Here is a 19,434-nt window from a genome sequence, read left to right as displayed (position 1 = left end):
GGCGAACCCGGCTGATCGTCAGCCGCCGCGGTCGCCCGTGCCTCACGCTCCCGCGCGGCCCGCAGCGCCCGACGGGCCTCGTCGGCGGGGCGCGACTCGTCCGTGGAACCGCTCACGTGGACCTCCGAAGTGACACCAGGTCCGACAGCTCGCGGTCGGTCAGTTCCGTAAGGGATGCCTCGCCGGAGCCGAGGATCGCGTCGGCCAGCGCGCGCTTCGCTTCGAGCATTTCGGCGATGCGGTCCTCCACCGTGCCCTCGGTGATGAGGCGGTGGACCTGGACGGGCTGGGTCTGGCCGATGCGGTAGGCGCGGTCGGTGGCCTGTTCCTCGACGGCCGGGTTCCACCAGCGGTCGAAGTGGACGACGTGGCCGGCGCGGGTGAGGTTCAGGCCGGTGCCTGCGGCCTTGAGGGACAGCACAAGGACGGGGGTCGAACCGCTCTGGAAGCGGTCCACCATGTGTTCGCGCTCGGCGACCGGAGTGCCGCCGTGGAGGAGCTCCACCGGGACGGCGCGCGCGGCAAGGTGGGCCGTGATCAGGCGGGCCATCCCCACGTACTGCGTGAAGACAAGCGCCGAGCCGTCCTCGGCGAGCAGGGTGTCCAACAGCTCGTCGAGCAGGGCCAGTTTGCCGGAGCGGGCGGAGAGCCCGTGGGCGGCGGCCCGCGCGTCCTCCTTCAGATAGAGCGCCGGATGGTTGCAGATCTGCTTGAGGGAGGTGAGGAGCTTCAGGACCAGGCCCCGCCGCGCGATGCCGTCGGCGGTCTCGATCGCCAGCATCGACTCGCGCACCACCGCCTCGTAGAGGGAGGCCTGCTCGCGCGTCAGAGGAACGGGGTGGTCCGTCTCCGTCTTCGGCGGCAGCTCGGGAACGATCCCGGGGTCCGACTTCTTGCGGCGGAGCAGGAACGGGCGGATCAGCCGGGCCAGGCGTGCCACCGCCTCCTCGTCCTCGCCGTTCTCCACCGCGCGCGCGTGGCGGGCGCGGAAGGACTTGAGGGGGCCGAGCAGGCCGGGGGTCGTCCAGTCCAGCAGGGCCCAGAGCTCGGAGAGGTTGTTCTCCACGGGGGTGCCGGTCAGCGCCACGCGGGCGGGGGCCGGGATCGTGCGGAGCGCCTTCGCCGTCGCCGAGTACGGGTTCTTGACGTGCTGCGCCTCGTCCGCGACGACCATGCCCCACGTCTGCTGGGCGAGCCGCGATGCCGCCGACCGCATCGTCCCGTAGGTGGTGAGGACGAAGCCGCCGTCGAGGCCCTCAAGGGTGCGGTCGGGTCCGTGGAAGCGGCGGACGGGGACGCCGGGCGCGAAACGGGCGATCTCCCGCTGCCAGTTGCCCAGCAGCGACGCCGGGCAGACCACCAGGGTCGGCTCGCTGCGCGCCCGCCGCAGATGCAGGGCGATGACGGTGACGGTCTTGCCCAGTCCCATGTCGTCGGCGAGGCAGCCGCCGAGGCCGAGGGAGGTCATGAGGTCCAGCCAGGCGAGGCCGCGGAGCTGGTAGTCCCGGAGGCGGGCCTGGAGACCGGGCGGCGGCTCCACGGGAGTCACGCCCGCGGTCAGCCGGTCGCGCAGCGCGGCCAGCGCGCCGACCGGCACCGCCTCGACCGTCTCGCCGTCGACGTCCGCGCTGCCGGTGAGCGCGACGGACAGCGCGTCGACCGGGTCGAGCAGGCCCAGTTCGCGTTTGCGGGCCTTGCGGACGAGGGCCGGGTCGACGAGCACCCACTGGTCGCGCAGCCGTACGACCGGGCGGTGGGCCTCGGCGAGGGTGTCCATCTCGGCTTCGGTGAGCGGGTCGCCGCCGAGGGCCAACTGCCAGCGGAATTGGAGCAGTTCCTCGCTCTCGAAGAATCCGGTGCCGTCCGTCGCCGACCCGGGCGCGGGGCGCACCACCGCCGCCGCGCTCAGGTCGTGGGCAAGGTCCCGGGGCCAGTGCACGGCGACTCCGGCCGCACCGAGCCGGGACGCCGCGATCCCGAGCAGATCGGACAACTCCTCCTCGGAGAGCGCGAGTACGTCGGGCACGTCCTGTTCGGACAGCCGGTCCAGGGGCGGCCAGACCCGGGCCGCGCGGCGGACGGCGAGGGCCGCGTCGACGCGCGCGCGGGGGCCGAACGTCGCGTCGGCCTCGCCCGACCACAGCGCCGTGGCGTCGACGACGAGGGTGGGGTCGGCGAGGCTGTGCACCTGGACGACGGCCGCGCCCGCGCGGTGCGCTCCCTCGCCGTCGTCGAAGAGCTGGTAGGCGGACAGGTCCAGGCGGAGCGAGATCCGTACGCCCGCGTCCATGCCCGCGGCGACCTCGGCGGCCCAGTCGTGGGCGCCGGGCAGCCGCTGCGGCCGGCTCGCCGCGAAGGGTTTGCCGGAGGTGTACGGGGCGGCCGGGGTGCGCGGCAGGGTGTCCGCGACCGCGTCCAGGAAGGACCGCATCAGCGCTTCCGGTTCGGGCAGCCGGAGCGGGCCCTTGCCGGGGAGCGGGACGGCATGCCCCTCGTACGGGAGAGCCGCGGCCACCGCCCTCAGGTGGGCGATGTCCTCCGGATCCAGCGGGCCCGCGCGCCAGGCGTCGAAGCCTTCGCCCGTCAGCCCCGGCAGCAGCCGCCCGCGCGCCACGAGCCGCAGCGCGTGCAGCGCGGCGGCGCCCCAGCAGGCCGTGGCGGGGTGCGCGGCGGGGTCGCGGCGCGCCCCGGCGAGCAGCGGCAGGGCTTCGGCGATCGGCAGGGTCACGGCGGGGACGGTGCCTCTGCGGACTCCGGGACCGTGCGGTCGTACGACCGTCAGCTCGGTCTGCTCGCCCGAGGGCACCCTCTCGGGGTGCGCACGGGACGGCAGCGGCCCGCCGTCGGGATCCCAGAAGGCGACCCGTCCCTCGCGCGGCAGCGGCGCGGGCAGGAAGACGGCGGCAAGCCGCAGGGGGAGCGCCCGCTCGGCCACCGTATCCACCCCGTCCCCCATACGCCCGGTCACCTCCCGCCCCTCAGTCGAATCAATTGTCTTCGACTCTACGGGCGGGGTCTGACAATCGGCCCCGACGACCGGCCGGGGTCCGGCTCGTCACGGAACCGTGCGCGAGACGACGTACACCATGGGGTACACCGGATTGGCCATGTTCACGATGATGTCGTGCGTGGGCGCCGGGTTCTTCTGTTCGTGGACGAGGCCCGACCACTGACCGGGGACCGAGAACTTCCAGCCGGTGACCTTCTGGTCGCGGGCGCTGATGGTGATGTCGTCCTTCTTCAGCGCGTTCCGGTTGGTGCCGATGTCGGCGAGGAAGGTGTCCAGGCCGGCGTTGGTGGTCTGGAACTGGACGTAGAGACGGCTGGTCTTCCAGTTGTTCGTCTCGTAGAAGGCGACCTTGGCGGCCGGGTGCGGGACCGGCACCTGGTAGAGGCGGCGCTGGACCTTCGACGGCCAGCCATAGGTGAGGCCGGTCGCCGAGTACTTCTCCTCCTTGTCCTTGCCGCTGTTGCGGCTCTGGTTGGCGGAGATCACCAGATAGCCGGCCGGGACGCCGATGAGCAGCCCGATGATCAGCAGCGTCAGGGCGCGGCGGCGGAACTTGTGGCGCGGGTCCTCGGGCGGTCGCTGCGGCTCGTCCGGCGGCGACGCCTGGCGCGGCAGCGAGGCCGTCACGGCGTCCCCTGGGTCGTACGGCGCGTCTCCGCGTAGCGCTCGTACCGCTCGTAGCGCTCCACGCGGCGGCGCTTGGCGCGGCGGAAGCGGCGGGCGACGAGGCGGGCGAGGTCGGCGGCGCCGACCATGCCGGCCTCGGGGCCGAGCTGGGCGCGGGCGATACGGGCCTCGGGGCGGTAGCCGCGGCCCGTGAGGTGCCTGCGGAACGCGTCCCGGGCGGGGCCGATCAGCAGGTCGTCGGCGGCCGACACACCGCCGCCGATGACGAAGCAGGAGGGGTCCAGGGCGGCGGCCAGGTTCGCGATGCCGACGCCGAGCCACTGGCCGATGTCCTGGAGCAGCTCGATGCACATGGCGTCGCCCTCACGGGCCAGCTCGGTGATCATCGGGCCGGTGATGTCGCCGATGTTGCCCTTGACGTGCTCGATGATCCCGTACGCCACCGGGGAGTCCGCGGCGGCGAGTTCGCGGGCCTCGCGGACCAGCGCGTTGCCGGAGCTGTACTGCTCCCAGCAGCCGCGGTTGCCGCACGGGCAGCGGTGACCGCCGGGCACGACCTGCATATGGCCGAACTCGCCCGCGACGCCGAACTTGCCGCGCTTGACCTGGCCGTCCTCCAGGATCGCGCCGCCGATGCCGGTGCCGAGCGTGATCATGACGAGGTGGTCCTCGCCGCGGCCCGCGCCGAAGCGCCACTCGGCCCAGGCGGCGGCGTTGGCGTCGTTGTCGACCAGGACGGGGACGGCGAGGCGGCTTGAGATGCGGTCCCGGAGGGGCTCGTTGCGCCACGACAGGTGGGGGGCGAACAGGATGCGGTTGCGCTCCGCGTCGACCCAGCCCGCCGCGCCGATGCCGACGGCGTGCACGTCGTGCCGGTCGGACAGGTCCAGGACCAGCTCGACGATGGTGTCCTCGACGACCTTGGGGCTCTTGGACTTGTCCGGCGTCTCGGCGCGGACCTTCTCCAGGATGTTGCCGTCGGCGTCCACGACGCCCGCCATCACCTTCGTGCCGCCGATGTCGATGCCGACGGTGGGGACACGGGGCGCCGTCAGGTGGGAACGGCGCTCGCGCGTCCCGACGGTCCGCAGGACGGTGGCCCGCGCGGAGCCGCGGTGTGCGAGGTCGCGGTAGGTGCTCATCGGGCCGATTGTGCCCTACGCGGCCGCGGGGCTGCATTGTGGGAGCCTCCGCCGAGCCCAGCGGTGCCGCCCCACAAGGAGTGGGATCGGGCAGCCCCACGCCGTCCGTACACTGCGGGCCGTCCGTGGCTGGTCGCGCCCCGCGGCGGAGCCGCAAATGTCACAGCCCCGCGCCCCTAAGGGGCGCGTTCCAGCTCGTGGCGTAGATCGTCCAGCTCGCTTCCCCCGGCCATCTGGCGCGTCAGCTCGTCCAGTGTGATCTCGTCACGGGTGTGGCTGCCGAACATCGTGCCCCGCTTCAGGAGCACGAAGCGGTCACCCACCAGGTACGCGTGATGGGGATTGTGGGTGATCAACACAACACCCAGTCCGGCGTCCCGTGCGGCGGCCACATATTTGAGGACCACACCGGACTGCTTCACACCGAGGGCGGCGGTGGGCTCGTCGAGGACGAGGACCTTGGCGCCGAAGTAGACGGCACGGGCGATCGCCACGCACTGGCGTTCGCCGCCGGAGAGGGTGCCGATGGGCTGGTCCACGTCGCGCAGGTCGATGCCCATGCGCAGCAGCTCCGCATGGGTCGTCCTGCGCATGAAGTCGACGTCCATGCGCTTGAAGGGGCCCGTGCCCTTCGACGGCTCGGAGCCGAGGAAGAAGTTGCGCCAGACCGGCATCAGCGGCACGACGGCGAGGTCCTGGTAGACCGTGGCGATACCGCGGTTCAGGGCCTCACGCGGGGACGACAGACGGGTTTCCTCGCCCTCGATGCGCAGCGTGCCCGAGTCGTGCTGGTGCAGGCCCGCGATGATCTTGATCAGCGTGGACTTGCCCGCGCCGTTGTCGCCGAGCACACAGGAGATCTCCCCCGCGTGCACCACCAGCGAGACGTCCTCGAGGGCGCGGATGTTGCCGTAGTACTTGCTGACGTCGTCGAGCTCGACGAGTGCCGAGCCCTCCGTGGAGGCCGCGTCGGTCGTCTTTTCCGCGTCCGTCGTCATTTCGTCGCCTCCGCGCGCTTGCGGACCCAGTGGTTGAGCAGGGTCGCCAGGAGCAGCATCACTCCCAGGAAGAACTTGAACCAGTCCGGGTTCCACTCGGCGAACACGATGCCCTTGCTGACCATGCCGAAGATCAGCGCGCCGACCGCCGCGCCGACCGCGGAGCCGTAGCCGCCGGTGATCAGACAGCCGCCGATGACGGCCGCGATGATGTAGATCAGCTCGTTGCCGACGCCTTCGCCGGACTGCACGACGTCGAACGAGAACAGCAGGTGCTGGCCGGAGATCCAGGCGCCGAAGGCGACGCCCATGTAGAGGCCGATCTTGGTCTTGTTGACCGGGACGCCGACCGCGCGGGCGGCTTCCTCGCCGCCGCCGACGGCGTAGATCCAGTTGCCGACCTTGGTCCGCAGCAGGATCCAGGTGGCGACCACGATCAGGCCGAGCCACCACAGGATGGTGATCTTGAAGTCGACGCCGCCGATGGTGATCGTCGAGGCGAAGACGTCCTTGGCGGAGGAGAAGCCCTGCATGTCGGAGATCGACTTGGTGGAGACCGTGCCGCTGATCAGCTTGGTGAAGCCGAGGTTCATGCCGGTCAGCATCAGGAAGGTGCCGAGCGTGATGATGAAGCTCGGCGGGTCGGTCCGGGTCAGCATGACGCCGTTGAAGACGCCGATCGCCAGTGTGACGACCAGTGAGACGAGGACGCCGACCCAGACGTTCGCGGTCATCTGGTAGCTGAACATCGAGGAGATCAGTGCGGAGCTGGTGACCATGACGCCCGCGGAGAGGTCGAACTCGCCGCCGATCATCAGCAGCGCGACCGGCACGGCCATGATGCCGATGGTCGAGGAGGCGTACAGGATCGTGCTCAGGCTCGCGGCCCGTACGAAACTGTCCGCGAAGATCGCGAAGAAGACGAAGACCGCGATGGCGCCGACCACCGAGCCGAGTTCGGGGCGGCCCATGAGCTTGCGCAGTGGCGAGGTCTTCAGGAGGCGCTCGTCGACCTTGGTGTCCGGGGACGGCGCGGGTGCGGGTGCGGTAGCGGTCATCGGGTCCCCCGCTTCGTGTATTCCTCCAGCTTGGCGGCCTGGTCCTTGGTGATGATCTGCGGTCCGGTGAGGACCGGCTTGCCGCCGCCGAGGACGTCGGCGTTGTACTTGTAGAGCCAGAGCAGGTCCACGGCCTCGTACCCCTGGAGGTAGGGCTGCTGGTCGACGGCGAAGCCGAGCGTGCCGTTCTTGAGCTCCGAGGCCACCTTCGCGTTCAGGTCGAAGGTGTCGATCTCGGCGCTGCTGCCCGCGTCCTTCTTGGCCTTGACCGCGGTGTCCGCGAAGGGGGCACCGAGCGTGACGACGGAGTCGATGGACTTGTCGGCCTGCAGCTTGGCGCCGATGGAGGCCTGCACGTCGGGCATGCTGGTGCCCTGGACGTAGAGGTTCTGCACGGTGCCGTCGAAGGTCTTCTTGATACCCGCGCAGCGCTGCTCGTGGCCGACGTTGCCCTGCTCGTGCAGGATGCACAGGGCCTTCTTCCGGCCTCGCTTGTTCAGCTCGTCGCCGACGGCCTCACCCGCGACCGTCTCGTCCTGGCCGATGTGCGTGAGCGCGCCGAACGCCTTGGACTCCTCGGATCCCGAGTTCACGGTGATCACGGGGATGCCGGCCTTCTCGGCGCGCGCGACGGCCGCCTTCATGGCGTCGGGCTTGGCGAGCGTGACGATGATGCCGTCGACCTGCTTGTCCACCGCGGCGTCGACGAGCTGGGCCTGCTGCTGCGCCTCGGCGTTGTGCGAGTACAGGAAGTTGATGTTGTCCTTGACGGCAGCCTGCTTGGCCCCGCTCTGGACGATGTCCCAGAAGGTGTCACCATCGCCCGAGTGGGTGATCATCGCGAATGTCCACTTGGGCGTGTTCACCGCGGCCTTGCCCTGGGCGGCCGCCGCCTTGCGGGCGTCCTCAGCCCGCTTCCCGCCGGTGCTGCTGCATCCCGCGAGGGACACCCCCAGCGCCCCTGCGAGCGCGATGCTTACCCAGGTCCGAGTGCGTGCCACGAGGCCGTGCCCTTCTTGATCTGATACTTGGTCCGTCCAAGTATCGGACACGGGGATCATGCACCCGTTCATCGGGTACCGCGCGCTGTGTACTTCTCGAGCTGCGGCACGTCCTTCTCGGTGACGATGGCCGGGCCCGTGAAGACCGTCTTGCCGCCGCCGATCACGTTGCCGTTGGTCTTGTAGAGCCACAGCTCGTCGATCGCCTCGTAGCCCTGCAGGTAGGGCTGCTGGTCGACCGCGAAGCCGACCTCCTTGGCCTTCAGGCGCTTGACCACCTCGGCGTTGAGGTCGAAGGTGGCGATCTCCGCCTTGCTGCCGGCGTCGGTCTTGGCCTTCACCGCGATGGCGGCGATGGGGGCGCCCAGCGTGACGACGGCGTCGATGTCCTTCGTGGCCTGGAGCTTCGCCTCGATGGAGGACTGGGAGGCGGGGGCATTGGTTCCGTCGACGTTGAGGTTCTCGAGGGACCCCTTGAAGGTCTTCTTCACGCCCGCGCAGCGCTGCTCCAGCGAGACGTTGCCCTGCTCGTGGATGACGCAGACCGCCTTCTTCAGACCACGCTTGTTGAGCTCGTCGCCCACGGCCTCGCCGGCGACCGACTCGTCCTGGCCGAAGTGCACGAGCGCCCCGTACTGCTTGGAGAACTCAGCGCCGGAGTTGATCGTGACGACCGGGATGCCCGCCTGCTCGGCCTTGGCGAGGACGTCCTTCATGGCCTCGGGCTTGGCCAGCGTGACGACGATTCCGTCGACCTTCTTGTCGATCGCGGCCTGGACGAGCTGGGCCTGCCCGTTCGCTTCCTTGTCGTTGGAGTACAGGAAGTCGACGTTGTCCTTGCTGGCCGCCTGCTTGGCGCCGCTCTGCACGATGTCCCAGAAGGTGTCGCCCTCACCGGAGTGCGTCACCATGGCGATCTTCAGCCGGGGTGTACTGACGGCCTTGCCGCCGCTCCCGCTGCCGCTCGCGTTGTTCTCGGAGTCCTTGCCGCCGGAGCTGCTGCACCCGGCCGCGAGCGCGATCGCGGCTATGACTGCTGCTGCTGTTCGGGCTGTACGCATGGGTGACCACCCTCTCTCCCGCCGCCCCGTTGCGGCTGAGGGGAGTTCTAGCTCCGGGCCCGCACACCAGTCAATGGATTTGTCAGAACATTCTTACGATTGAGACGCATGCTTGCTCTGAGTGAATCCGAGCCGTGTCATGGCCGTACGAGGAGCTGGAACTCGAAGGAGTAGCGCGAGGCGCGATAGGTGTGGGTGCCGAACTCGACGGCGCGGCCCGTGTCGTCGAAGGTGGTGCGCTGCATGGTGAGCAGGGGCGATCCCGCGGGCTCACCGAGCCGCTCGCCCTCCTCCGCGGTGGCGGCGCGGGCGCCGACGGACTGGCGGGCGCTGTGCAGTGTGATGCCCGCCGCGCGCATCAGCCGGTACAGCCCGGTGGCCTCCATCTGGGCGCTGTCCAGCTCCAGCAGGCCGGGGGGCAGATAGTTGCAGAGGTACGCCATCGGCTCCCCGTGGGCGAGACGCAGCCGCTCCACACGGTGTACGTCGCTGCCCTCGGCCACGCCCAGAGCGGCCGCGACCTCGGCGGACGCCGCCACGACGGTGTTGACGAGCACGCGGGTCGCCGGACGCTGACCCGCCGCCTCCAGGTCGTCGTAGAGGCTGCTGAGCTCCAGCGGGCGCTTGACCTGGCTGTGCACGACCTGGGTGCCGACGCCGCGGCGCCGCACCAGCAGGCCCTTGTCGACGAGGGACTGGATGGCCTGGCGGACCGTGGGCCGGGACAGGCCGAGCCGCCCGGCGAGCTCGATCTCGTTGCCAAGGAGGCTGCCCGGCGTCAGCGCTCCGTGCTCGATCGCGGCCTCCAGCTGTTGGGACAGCTGGAAGTAGAGCGGGACCGGGCTGCTGCGGTCGACGCTGAGCTGGAGCGACACGGTCGGATCCACATCTGGTTTCGGCACGGCCCGAGCGTAGCTCCGGGAGATGTTGACGGGAAGTTGTGAAGTTCGATTGTCCGGACAAATCATTGACACGGTGCCCGGTTCGCCCTCAGTTTGTTCCCATGCGCATCGGACTCATCGGAACGGGTCGTATCGGCACATTCCACGCGACCGCCCTCAGCCGTCACCGCGAGGTCGACGGATCCCTCATCGTCACGGACGCGGACACCGCGCGGGCCCGTGAGCTCGCGGACCGCCTGGGGGCCACGCTGGCGCCCGGCGTGGACGAGATCTTCACCTGGGGCGTGGACGCCGTGGTCATCACGGCCGCGACCTCCGCCCACGCCGAACTGATCGGTCGGGCAGCACGCTCCGGGCTCCCGGTCTTCTGCGAGAAGCCCATCGCCCTCGACCTGCCGGGCACGCTGGCCGCGCTCGCCGAGGTCGACGCCGCCGGAACCGTGCTCCAGCTGGGCTTCCAGCGCCGCTTCGACGCGGGCTACACGGCCGCGCGCGAGGCGGTGCGGTCGGGACGGCTCGGGCGGCTGCACACGGTCCGGGCGATGACGTCGGACCAGTCGCCGCCCCCGGCCGCCTATCTCCCGCTCTCCGGCGGGCTCTACCGGGACTGCCTGGTCCACGACTTCGACATACTGCGATGGGTCACGGGCCGCGAGGTCACCGAGGTGTACGCGACCGGGTCGGACGCCGGGCCCGCGATGTTCCGCGAGGCGGGCGACATCGACACCGCCGCGGCCGTCCTCACCCTCGACGACGGCACGCTCGCCACGGCGACGGCGACCCGGTTGAACGGCGCGGGCTACGACGTCCGGATGGAGCTCGCCGGCGAACTGGACCAGATCGGCGTCGGCCTGGACGACCGTACGCCGATCGGCTCCACGGAACCGGCCGGACCGCCGCCCGCCGACAAGCCGTGGACCGGCTTCCTGGAGCGCTTCGGTCCGGCGTACGAGGCCGAACTCGCCGCCTTCGTCGACGTCGTCCGCGGCGAACGCGTCAACCCGTGCGACGGCCGCGAGGCCCTGCACGCCCTGCGCATCGCCGAGGCGTGCGAGCTGTCGCGGCGGGAGCGGCGTCCGGTGCGCCTCGCGGAGATCCCGGGCGGCCGGGACTGAGCGAAGCGTCCCCGGCGGTGCGCCTCACACGAGGAGGCGCACCGCCGGGCTCCGCGTGTCGACTCCGAGGACGCGGTCGCAGTGCCGGCACGTCAGCTTGTACGGCCGCACCAGGTTCGTCTGGATGCTGTCGGTGCCGGACTCCTCGGCGTCCTTGCAGTAATAGCCGAGGTGCAGCCGGACCCAGGGGTGGCTGGTGGGCGCCGCGGCCTTGTTGCCGTCCCGGGTGTCCGTGAAGGGCGCCCACCAGAAGTCGAGCAGGGCTCGGACCGCCAGCCGCTCCCGGCCGTTGGTGCTGTCGAACGCGGCGATCCTGGCGGCCGTGCAGTGCCGTTTGAATCCGCTGCGGCTGCCCGAGCACAGCGCCCGCTCCGCTCCGCGCTCGAAGACCGTCGTCCGGCCGGTCCGCTCGCAGATGAAGCAGTCCAGTGCGAACTCCAGCGTGGCGCGCCAGTACAGCTGGTGGGAGTCCCCACCGCGCAGCTCCTCGCCGGTCAGCTCCGCGGTGATCTCCGCCGTACGCAGCACGATTGACGCTCCTCTCGCGGCAGGGGGCCGCTCACCAGCGCACCGGCAGACGGCGTACGCCCCGCATCAGCATCCCGGGCAGCCAGCCGCTCGGCGGCTCGTCGAGCGCCAGGTCCGGACAGCGCTCCAGCAGGGAGCGCAGGGCCACGCGGGCTTCGAGGCGGGCCAGCGGCGCGCCCAGGCAGTAGTGGATGCCGTGCCCGAAGGCGATGTGGCCGCGGGCGTCGCGCCGGATGTCGAAGCGGTCGGGCGCCGGATACCGGATCCCGTCGCGGTCGGCGGCGGTGAGCCCGATCATCACGGCGTCGCCCGCCTCGATGGTGGTGCCGCCGATGTCGAGCGGCTCGGCGGCGTACCGGAACGTCGCGTTCTCCACCGGCCCCTCGTAGCGCAGCATCTCCTCGACGGCGCCGTCCAGGAGTGTCATGTCGGCGCGCAGCGCGGCGAGTTGGGCGGGGTGGGTGAGCAGGGCGTGGACGCCGCTCGAGATGAGGTTGACGGTCGTCTCGTGCCCGGCGATCAGCAACACGAACGCCATGCCGCGCAGTTCTTCCGAGGAGAGCCGGTCACCGTCCTCGGCGGTCGTGCGGATCAGGCTGCTGAGCAGGTCGTCGGCGGGGCCGGCGCACCGCTTGTCCTCGATCAAGTCGGAGAGATAGGCAGCGAGTTGGACGAACGCGTCGTGCTCACTCTGCGCGCTGGTGGGCGCGACCGCCTCCGTCGACAGCGCGCGGAACGCCGTCCGGTCGAGCTCCGGCACCCCGAGCAGCTCACAGATGACGGTGAGCGGCAGCGGATACGCGAACGACTCCACGAGGTCGCCGCGCCCGCGCGGCAGCATCGCGTCGAGCAGCTCGTCGGTGATCTCCTGGACGCGCGGCCGCAGCGTCTCCACCCGGCGCATGGTGAACTCGCGGGCGATGAGCGACCGCAGCCGAGTGTGCTGCGGCGGGTCGGCGACCAGCAGATACTTCCCGATCAGCTGCTCGTCGAGGAACGTGATCCCGATCTTCTCCCCGTCCTTGGCCAGCCGCGGATCGGCGAGCGCCGCCCGCGCCTCCTCGTACCCGACGACGAGCCAGGTCTCGTGGTGTTCGTCGGGCGGTGGCAGCCGGACCCGGTGCACCGGCCCGAGCGCGCGCAACTCGGCGTACACAGGGTGCGGATCCTCGGTGAACCGCGCCCCGTACTCCCCCAGATCAATCACTTCCGCCATACGCTTCCCCCTTCGCCCTCTCCAACGCCCGCGAAGTCCCGCCAGTGCCCGTCCTCAGTCCCGTCCTCAATTCCCGTCCTCAATGCCCGTCTTCCTCCAGCAGCCCCGCGTCGTACGTCAACAGGGCGACCTGTACACGGTTGTTGAGGTCGAGCTTCGCGAGGATGCGTGAGACATGGGTCTTCACGGTGGCCACGCTCATGAAGAGCTCGCCGGCGATCTCGGCGTTCGACCTGCCCTGCCCGACCGCTACGGCGACCTCGCGCTCGCGGTCGTTCAGGGCGGCCATCCGCATGCGGGCTCCGGAACGCCGCGCGTCGAGTGTGGATCCGGCCGCGTGCTCCATCAACTGGCGGGTGACGGTGGGCGACAGCACGGGGTCGCCGGCCGCGACACGCCGTACCGCTTCGAGGATCTCCGCGGGCGGAGTGTCCTTCAGGACGAACCCGGCCGCCCCCGCGCGCAGCGCCCGCAGCACCTGGTCGTCGGCGTGGAAGGTGGTCAGGAGCACCACCTGGGGAGCGTCCTTGCGGCCGCGCAGCTTCTCCGTGGCCGTGAGTCCGTCGACCGTCGGCATCCGGATGTCCATGAGGACGACGTCCGGGCGGGTGCGGTCGACGAGTGCCTCGACCTCGCTCCCGTCGGCGGCCTCGCCGACGATCTCGATGTCCTCGGCGCCACCCATCATGAGGGCCAGGCCGGCCCGCACGAGGGGGTCGTCGTCGACGAGGAGCAGTCTGATCGCAGTCATGGGCCTACGTAATCACGGTTGTCCGGCACGGGAGGCTCCCTAGGCGCGCAGCTGCACGCCGTACCGGGTACGCAGGCGGCGGATCTCCCACCAGGCCACGGCCGTCACCGAGGCCGGGCCGCCGAGGAGGGAGGCGATCTGAATCAGCGGCGGGCCGGGCGGCGGACCGCCCGCAGCCAGGCCGATGGCCGCGAACTCCCAGACCAGGACGCCGGTGAGCAGTGCCGGGAGTGCCGCATGCGCCTCCGCTGTGTTGAAGGCGCCGCGGACGGCGGGGCCGGTGCAGAAGCCCACGAAGAGCGCCACCCAGAGCATGGGCACGAACATCGCGAACGTGATCAACGGAATGAGGAAGATCCAGCCTTCCGCCGTGGCTGACACGTACCGCTGGCCCAGGCCCGCCGCCACGGCCAGCAACACCACCAGCGTGCAGGCGCCGAAGTACCAGAGGGCGGACCGCCCGGCGTCGCGCAGCCGCGGGCGCATGGCCCGTCTCGCTTCCGGCGACGCCCAGCGGAAGAGCACCGCGACCACCACGGGCGCGCTGAGGAGCAGCAGCCAGGGGGTGATCGTCAGACGCAGCACGTACTGCGTCTGCACCTGTTCCATGTCCGCCGGTTTGCCGTACGCGACCAGGAGCACCAGGGACATGACGGCGGCGATCCAGGCCCGCGCCCGCTGTACGCGCATCACCTCGGGGTCCTCGATCCGGCGGTGGCCGCGCCCGGGAAAGATCCGCCGCGCCTTGCGGCGGGCCGAGCGGGCCAGCGGGTAGCACGCCAGCAGGGGCAGCGAGAAGGACCAGGTGCACGGGAACAGCAGCAGCGCCCACACACAGCCGTGGATCCGCTGACGTCTGCCTCGCAACAGCTCCCCCAGCGGCGGCCATTCGTCCTCGCGCAGCCGCCGCCAGAGGGAGATCTGCGGCTGCGGCGGGACATAGGGGTGGGGCGGGTAGGGGCCGTACGGCGGCGGGCCCGGCTGGGGCGGCACGTACGGTCCCGTGTTCGGGGGCGGCGGATACGGTCCTCCGTTCGGCGGCCATGGCGGTTGGTACGGGTTGTGTCCCCCGAAACTCACGCTGCTGTCCTTTCCGGTGCTCGTGGTGCCGGGCCTGGTGCTCCTGATGCTGAGCGGTGCGGATGAGTCGGCCCGGTGATCCAGCCCATTCAACTGGTATGGGCGCGGCGGGACATGGGGTTGTGCGCAGTTGACCGGTGGACGCCCGGGAAACGCCCTGCCCGCGCCCCCGGATGCTGGCAAGATCGCCGCATGCGGACCGTGTTCGCCCTGTTCGTGGGCATCGACGACTACCCCGACGTACCGCTGCAAGGCTGCGTCAACGACGTGCGAGCGGCCGAGAGTTGGCTGCGGAAGCAGCGGGGGCCGACGCCCGAGATCCGTACGCTGTACGACGCGCAAGCGACCAGGGCGGCCGTGCTGGCCGGCGTCGAGGACCACCTCGGAGCGAGCGGTCCCGGTGACACCGCGCTGCTGTGGTTCAGCGGGCACGGCAGCGAGCGGACCACCGACGACCCGCGCGAGGCGACCGGCAGGTCCCAGGCGCTGGTGTGCCACGACAGCCTCGACGTGGGCGGACAGGCGCTGCTGCAGGACACCGAGCTCGGCGCGCTGCTCGACGGGATCGCCGCGCGCGGCACGCATGTCGTCGCCGTCCTCGACTGCTGCCATGCGGGCGGCGCGACCCGGGACGGCGCCGGGATCCCCGGGGCCACCGTCCGTGGCGTGGCGTGGCGGCCGGGGTGGCGCACGGAAGGCACCCGGGGCTCCCGCGACGGCGGCGGGCAGGGACCGGAGCAGCGCCGGCACGTGCTGCTCGCCGCGTGCCGCCCGCAGGAGCGCGCGCACGAGGACCTGCTCGACGGGCGGGTCCGCGGCTTCTTCAGCCACGCGATGCTGCGCACGCTCGACCAACTGGGCCCCACGGCCACGTACGGCACGGTGCACGCGCTCGTCGAGGAACGCGTGCGCGCGCTGGGCCCCGTCCAGCATCCCGAGCTGCGCGGCCCGGAGGACGGTCGCTTCCTGCACGGCGACTCCGTCGCGAGTTCGCCCTTCCTGCTTCGGCACACGGCGTCGGGCTGGGAGGTCAACTGCGGTTACGCGCACGGGCTGCGGGCGGTCGGGGCCGAGTTCACCCTGCTCGACGAGGAGGGCGGGGCGCGCGTCGTCGCCGTACGTCAAGTGCTCCCGGAATCATCGCTGGTGGAACCGGTGGGCTGGCAACCCGGCCCGCAGGAACGGGAGTCGGTGTACGGGGTGACGCCGTCGGCGCTGGCGTTCCCGCCGGCCACCGTGACCTTCACCGGGGAGCCGGGCGCCGTACACCTGCTCTCGGAGGCTCTGGCGGGCGAGCCGTCGCTGTCCACCGGCGGGGACGGACTGCCGCTGCGGGTCGAGGAGCGGGACGGCTGGGCGCGGGTGTCCGGTGGCGCGGGGCATCCGGTGCCCGTGCTGCCGCTGCGGTCGCCCGCGGACGCGGCGCGGATCGCGGACTGCCTTGCGCACATCGCCCGTTGGCACCACCTCCGGGACCTCGACAACCCCGATCCCTGGCTGTCGTCACTGGTCCGCGTCACCGTCGAGGGGACGTCGGTGGGCAGTGTCGGGCACTCCACCGACGGCGAGATCGTCTGCGCGTACGCCCCTGACGGCCGCGAGCCGCAGGTGACGGTCCGCATCCACAACCATTCCGAACGGCAACTGTGGTGCGTGCTGCTCAATCTGACGGACAGTTATGGCGCATCGCCGCATCTGTACGAAGGAGAGTTCATCGGGGAGGGTCTGGTGGGGCTGGCGCGCCGCGGTGAGCCCGTGTGGCTGCGGCTGCCGCCGGGACGTGCGCTGGTGCGGGGCGCCTTCGCCCGGGACTGGCTGAAGTTGATCGTGGCCGAGAACGAGCTGAACATCGCCCCGTTCCGGCTGTCCGCCTGGTCCCCCGACGCCCCGTCGGGCGCGCGCGGCGGCACGGACCCGGCGGACGGCGCCGGGCTGGTGCGGCTCACCGCGCCGCGCGGCAGCCGGGACGCCGGCGGCCCCGCGCACGACGTGGGCCGCTGGGGGACGGCCCACGTCGTCGTGCGCACCGAGGTGCCCTGAGCGGCGACGCCGGAGCCGGCTTCACCACCCCAGGTGGGTGAAGCCGGCCCACGCGGTCAGGTCGTCGCTCCTGATCCGCCGCACCCGGACCTGCAGAGGGGACGGCATCCCGGGCGGCGGATCGCGGCGGTCGTCCAGCATCCACAACTGGGCACTGCGCAGCGCCTGTCCGGGCGGCAGGCCGTCGCGGCTCATGAAGTGGTGGGTCATGTACATCAGCAGGGATGTCGCCTCGTCGGGTACGGGCCACAGGGAGCCGATCACCGAGCGCGCGCCCGCGACGAGGAACGCGGTGGACAGGCTGTACGCCTCGTCGTAGCCGTGCCCGGAGACATTGGTCCGGCAGGCCGCGAGCACCACCAGGTCCAGGTGCCGGTAGCGGGTGACGCCCTCGGTCAGCTCCTCCGCGGTCAATTGGCCGCCGGACAGGGCGAGATAGGCGCTGTTCCGTTCGCCCTGGCGCACCACTCCGTGGCAGGCGAGGTGCAGCAGTCCGCCGCGTTGCCGGCGCAGCCAGTCGGTGACGGCGGCGGGCGTGGCGGCGCCTGGCCCAAGGAGGTCGCCGTCCGGGTGGAAGGTGCGGTGGACGGCCTCGGCCTCCTCGCCCGCGTGATGGAGGTCGCGGGTCGGGTTGCCGACGACGAGGGCCTGCCGGGTGCCGGCCGCCGGCCGGGCGGCCACCTCGCACAGCAGACGGGCGGACGGGAGGTAGGAGATGTCCGCCTCCTGGCAGGCGTGGCCGCGCGCCCGGCGCCGCCCGGCCACACGCGCCGCGTGCCAGGGCACGACACCCAGTTCCGCCATGGGCACCAGCACCACGGAGGGCACTCTGCCGTAGCCGCGCGGGAGTTCCTTGAGCAGGGGCTGCATCGCCGCCGTACCCGCCCAGTCGCACAGCCGCTCCAGCGCGGCCCGGCTCTCGTCCGCGCGGGGCGGCGGTTCGGCGGCGGACGCGGTGGGCGGGCCACCGGCGTCGCGGCCGGGGGTACCGGTGGCTCGGTAGGCAGCCAACTCGGGTGCCTCCACGGAGAGTTGCTGGAGTTCCAGCACTCGGGTGGTGCCGTCGGAGAAGACGATGAGGGCCGCTCCGTGGCCGGGGCGCCTGCCGAAGAACACCTGGTCCACCAGGCGCGGCTTCTCGTCGTCGGCGGGCACCAGGTAGACCAGGGCCGTCGCGCCCATGGCGCTCAGCGCCCTTCCGATCTCCTCCAGCGAGGGGGCATCCAGCAGCGGCCGCCGCAGCGGTGACGCGACCAGCGCCCGCAGCACACGGCGCCGCAGCCGACTGGACGGCCCGGAGGCGGCCGCCTGGCCGGTGAACGCCATGGGCCCGCCTCCGTCGGGTACGACGACGGTGCCGACCGCCCGCCATTCGTCCGCGAGCCCGGACTGTCCCAGCGCGACCAGCATGTCGGGCACGGTGACCGCCACGGTCGCCGCGTGCAGGGCGAGTCCGCGTCCCGCGTCCAGGGCCTGTATGGCGTCGGCATGGGCACCGTCGGCCAGGCACCACCGGGCCATCTCGACCGCGTTCTCACCCGCGCGCCGGGCGGTCTCGGCGGCGTGCGCCGTACCGGACTGGAGCAGGACGTTCCAGGCGACCGCCCGCAGCGACTCCAGGCCTACGCGCCGGGACTCGTCGTAGTTGAGGCGCCTGGCACGCGGGTCGCGTACGTGGAACAGGCTGCCCCGGAACCGGTAGGCCGTGGCCAGGGAGATCCCCGTGCTGCCCCACTGCGGATGCTCCGGGCCCCCGGCCAGCCGACGGGTGTGTCTGAGCCAGGAGATTCCCTGGTCGAGGTGGTGGGGACGGTCCGCCTGCGGAGCGATCGACAACGTGGCCAGCGCGCAGTGCCCCGTGCCCAGGGTGGACGCGGTGCGGATCCACCGGTCGTCGTCGGGTTCCAGCAGTTCCATGGCGTCTTCGAGGAGTTCCAGGGCCTCGACCAGTCCCTGGTGGTCCCTGGCGAGAACCGCACGTGCCCCACGTGCCATGCCCACCTCGCTGAGCCGGTCGACCTGCGCGTCCCGCGGCAGCCCGGCGATCCGCCGCCGCACCTCGTGGATCGGAGCGCCGGCCGTCCGGTCATCGGCGGTGGGCTCGTAGTCTCCCGTGCGGCGGGCACGGAGCACGGTCAAGTTACTCCGGGCGACGTCCAGTTGGGCCTCCATCCCGAGCCGGTCCATCTGATCGGGCGGGAGCCGCGCGATGACGGACTCCAGCCGCCGGATCTGTTCGGCCAGGTCCGCCTCGTCCTGGCGCCGTCCGGCCTGGTGCGAGCGGAACACGGCGAGCTGTCCGGCCATGGCCAGCCGCTGTTCCTCATTGAGCACCGGTGATTCGGCGAGGCGGGCCAGGTCCTCGACGGCCGAGTCGAAGTCGTCCTCACCGCCGCCGGCTTGGGCCAGGTGCGCCCGCAGGGAGGCGTGATTGATGTCGATCGCGTCCCGTACGGGGCTGTCGGGCGGCAGCATGGCACGGGCCTGCTCAAGCCGGGCGAGTGACGCCTCCATGTCGGCGGGCTGCTCGATGCTCTTCAGCCCCGCGAAGCTGCTCATGGCCGCGATGTTGGCCTGCCACTGATCATCCTGGGGGCCGAACTCCCGGGCCTCGCCGAGGAGTTCCTCCTGCCGCTGGCGGTCGAAGACCGGTCGGTCGAACATCAGCGGCGGGAGCACCCCGATGATCTGCCCCGCCCGCATGCCGGAGAGCATGGTGCCCCGGGGCAGAGCCTTCCAGTCGGCGTAGAGCATGTCGTACGCCTCGGTCGCCGTCGCGCAGCCCAAACGGTCGAGGACCAGGGAGGTGAGCCGGGACAGGTCCTGGACGTCGGTCAGGCCGCCACCGGCCGTCTGCTGGATCTCGTACAGCAGGGCGTGCAAGTCGTAAGTTCTCTGCGGCACT

At 71.5% G+C, this 19,434-nt stretch carries 15 protein-coding genes; 2 read left to right on the top strand and 13 right to left on the bottom strand.

The window, feature by feature from the left end:
• Nucleotides 1-112 precede the first annotated feature (112 nt).
• The 8 genes from ACZ4WS_RS20200 to ACZ4WS_RS20165 form a co-directional block, all read right to left on the bottom strand.
• On the bottom strand, nt 113-2,956 hold the full coding sequence (locus ACZ4WS_RS20200) for a DEAD/DEAH box helicase (protein WP_467982272.1): 2,844 nt from the start codon (nt 2,954-2,956) through the stop codon (nt 113-115).
• Nucleotides 2,957-3,055: 99 nt separating this feature from the next.
• Complete coding sequence (locus tag ACZ4WS_RS20195; protein ID WP_467982155.1) at nt 3,056-3,637, bottom strand: sugar kinase; 582 nt, start codon at nt 3,635-3,637, stop codon at nt 3,056-3,058.
• On the bottom strand, nt 3,634-4,779 hold the full coding sequence (locus tag ACZ4WS_RS20190; RefSeq protein ID WP_467982153.1) for an ROK family glucokinase: 1,146 nt from the start codon (nt 4,777-4,779) through the stop codon (nt 3,634-3,636). The genes ACZ4WS_RS20195 and ACZ4WS_RS20190 overlap by 4 nt, the downstream gene beginning before the upstream one ends.
• 176 nt (nt 4,780-4,955) lie before the next feature.
• On the bottom strand, nt 4,956-5,777 hold the full coding sequence (locus tag ACZ4WS_RS20185; RefSeq protein WP_467982151.1) for an ATP-binding cassette domain-containing protein: 822 nt from the start codon (nt 5,775-5,777) through the stop codon (nt 4,956-4,958).
• Nucleotides 5,774-6,835: an ABC transporter permease gene (locus tag ACZ4WS_RS20180; RefSeq protein ID WP_467982149.1), complete on the bottom strand. Its 1,062-nt coding sequence runs from the start codon at nt 6,833-6,835 to the stop codon at nt 5,774-5,776. Before ACZ4WS_RS20180 ends, ACZ4WS_RS20185 begins: the two co-directional genes overlap by 4 nt.
• The gene (locus ACZ4WS_RS20175) at nt 6,832-7,836 is read right to left on the bottom strand and encodes a sugar ABC transporter substrate-binding protein (protein ID WP_467982147.1); all 1,005 of its coding nucleotides are present in this window, start codon (nt 7,834-7,836) and stop codon (nt 6,832-6,834) included. Before ACZ4WS_RS20175 ends, ACZ4WS_RS20180 begins: the two co-directional genes overlap by 4 nt.
• Before the next feature lie 68 nt (nt 7,837-7,904).
• Nucleotides 7,905-8,897: a sugar ABC transporter substrate-binding protein gene (locus ACZ4WS_RS20170; RefSeq protein WP_467982146.1), complete on the bottom strand. Its 993-nt coding sequence runs from the start codon at nt 8,895-8,897 to the stop codon at nt 7,905-7,907.
• A gap of 137 nt (nt 8,898-9,034) precedes the next feature.
• Nucleotides 9,035-9,772: a GntR family transcriptional regulator gene (locus ACZ4WS_RS20165; protein WP_467982270.1), complete on the bottom strand. Its 738-nt coding sequence runs from the start codon at nt 9,770-9,772 to the stop codon at nt 9,035-9,037.
• A 128-nt stretch (nt 9,773-9,900) separates the two neighbouring features.
• On the opposite strand from ACZ4WS_RS20165, the gene ACZ4WS_RS20160 reads away from it, so the two are divergent.
• Nucleotides 9,901-10,914, top strand: a complete 1,014-nt coding sequence (locus tag ACZ4WS_RS20160; RefSeq protein WP_467982144.1) for a Gfo/Idh/MocA family protein — start codon at nt 9,901-9,903, stop codon at nt 10,912-10,914.
• A 24-nt stretch (nt 10,915-10,938) separates the two neighbouring features.
• On the opposite strand, the gene ACZ4WS_RS20155 is transcribed toward ACZ4WS_RS20160, so the two are convergent.
• The 4 genes from ACZ4WS_RS20155 to ACZ4WS_RS20140 all read right to left on the bottom strand — a co-directional run bounded on the left by ACZ4WS_RS20155 (nt 10,939) and on the right by ACZ4WS_RS20140 (nt 14,402).
• A complete protein-coding gene (locus ACZ4WS_RS20155) occupies nt 10,939-11,442 on the bottom strand; it encodes a hypothetical protein (protein WP_467982142.1) in 504 nt (167 codons plus the stop codon).
• Nucleotides 11,443-11,473: 31 nt separating this feature from the next.
• Nucleotides 11,474-12,658, bottom strand: coding sequence for a cytochrome P450 family protein (locus ACZ4WS_RS20150; protein ID WP_467982141.1), 1,185 nt, complete (start codon nt 12,656-12,658; stop codon nt 11,474-11,476).
• Between the two features lie 79 nt (nt 12,659-12,737).
• Nucleotides 12,738-13,409, bottom strand: a complete 672-nt coding sequence (locus ACZ4WS_RS20145; protein WP_467982139.1) for a response regulator — start codon at nt 13,407-13,409, stop codon at nt 12,738-12,740.
• Between the two features lie 39 nt (nt 13,410-13,448).
• Nucleotides 13,449-14,402: a hypothetical protein gene (locus ACZ4WS_RS20140; RefSeq protein ID WP_467982137.1), complete on the bottom strand. Its 954-nt coding sequence runs from the start codon at nt 14,400-14,402 to the stop codon at nt 13,449-13,451.
• Between the two features lie 279 nt (nt 14,403-14,681).
• Between ACZ4WS_RS20140 and ACZ4WS_RS20135 the strand changes: the two genes are divergently transcribed.
• Nucleotides 14,682-16,529, top strand: a complete 1,848-nt coding sequence (locus tag ACZ4WS_RS20135; RefSeq protein WP_467982135.1) for a caspase family protein — start codon at nt 14,682-14,684, stop codon at nt 16,527-16,529.
• A 21-nt stretch (nt 16,530-16,550) separates the two neighbouring features.
• On the opposite strand, the gene ACZ4WS_RS20130 is transcribed toward ACZ4WS_RS20135, so the two are convergent.
• Entirely contained in the window at nt 16,551-19,433 is a 2,883-nt protein-coding gene (locus tag ACZ4WS_RS20130; protein WP_467982133.1) for a CHAT domain-containing protein, read from the bottom strand.
• Nucleotide 19,434: the final 1 nt, after the last annotated feature.

Source organism: Streptomyces sp. NPDC029292, assembly GCF_055569295.1.
This window is presented reverse-complemented; position numbering and strand designations above follow the sequence as displayed.

Coding starts and splice junctions, on each gene's coding strand:
- ACZ4WS_RS20180 (WP_467982149.1), bottom strand. CDS start 6,835: ATGACCGCTACCGCACCCGCACCCGCGCCGTCCCCGGACACCAAGGTC.
- ACZ4WS_RS20185 (WP_467982151.1), bottom strand. CDS start 5,777: ATGACGACGGACGCGGAAAAGACGACCGACGCGGCCTCCACGGAGGGC.
- ACZ4WS_RS20135 (WP_467982135.1), top strand. CDS start 14,682: ATGCGGACCGTGTTCGCCCTGTTCGTGGGCATCGACGACTACCCCGAC.
- ACZ4WS_RS20150 (WP_467982141.1), bottom strand. CDS start 12,658: ATGGCGGAAGTGATTGATCTGGGGGAGTACGGGGCGCGGTTCACCGAG.
- ACZ4WS_RS20170 (WP_467982146.1), bottom strand. CDS start 8,897: ATGCGTACAGCCCGAACAGCAGCAGCAGTCATAGCCGCGATCGCGCTC.
- ACZ4WS_RS20145 (WP_467982139.1), bottom strand. CDS start 13,409: ATGACTGCGATCAGACTGCTCCTCGTCGACGACGACCCCCTCGTGCGG.
- ACZ4WS_RS20160 (WP_467982144.1), top strand. CDS start 9,901: ATGCGCATCGGACTCATCGGAACGGGTCGTATCGGCACATTCCACGCG.
- ACZ4WS_RS20200 (WP_467982272.1), bottom strand. CDS start 2,956: ATGGGGGACGGGGTGGATACGGTGGCCGAGCGGGCGCTCCCCCTGCGG.
- ACZ4WS_RS20190 (WP_467982153.1), bottom strand. CDS start 4,779: ATGAGCACCTACCGCGACCTCGCACACCGCGGCTCCGCGCGGGCCACC.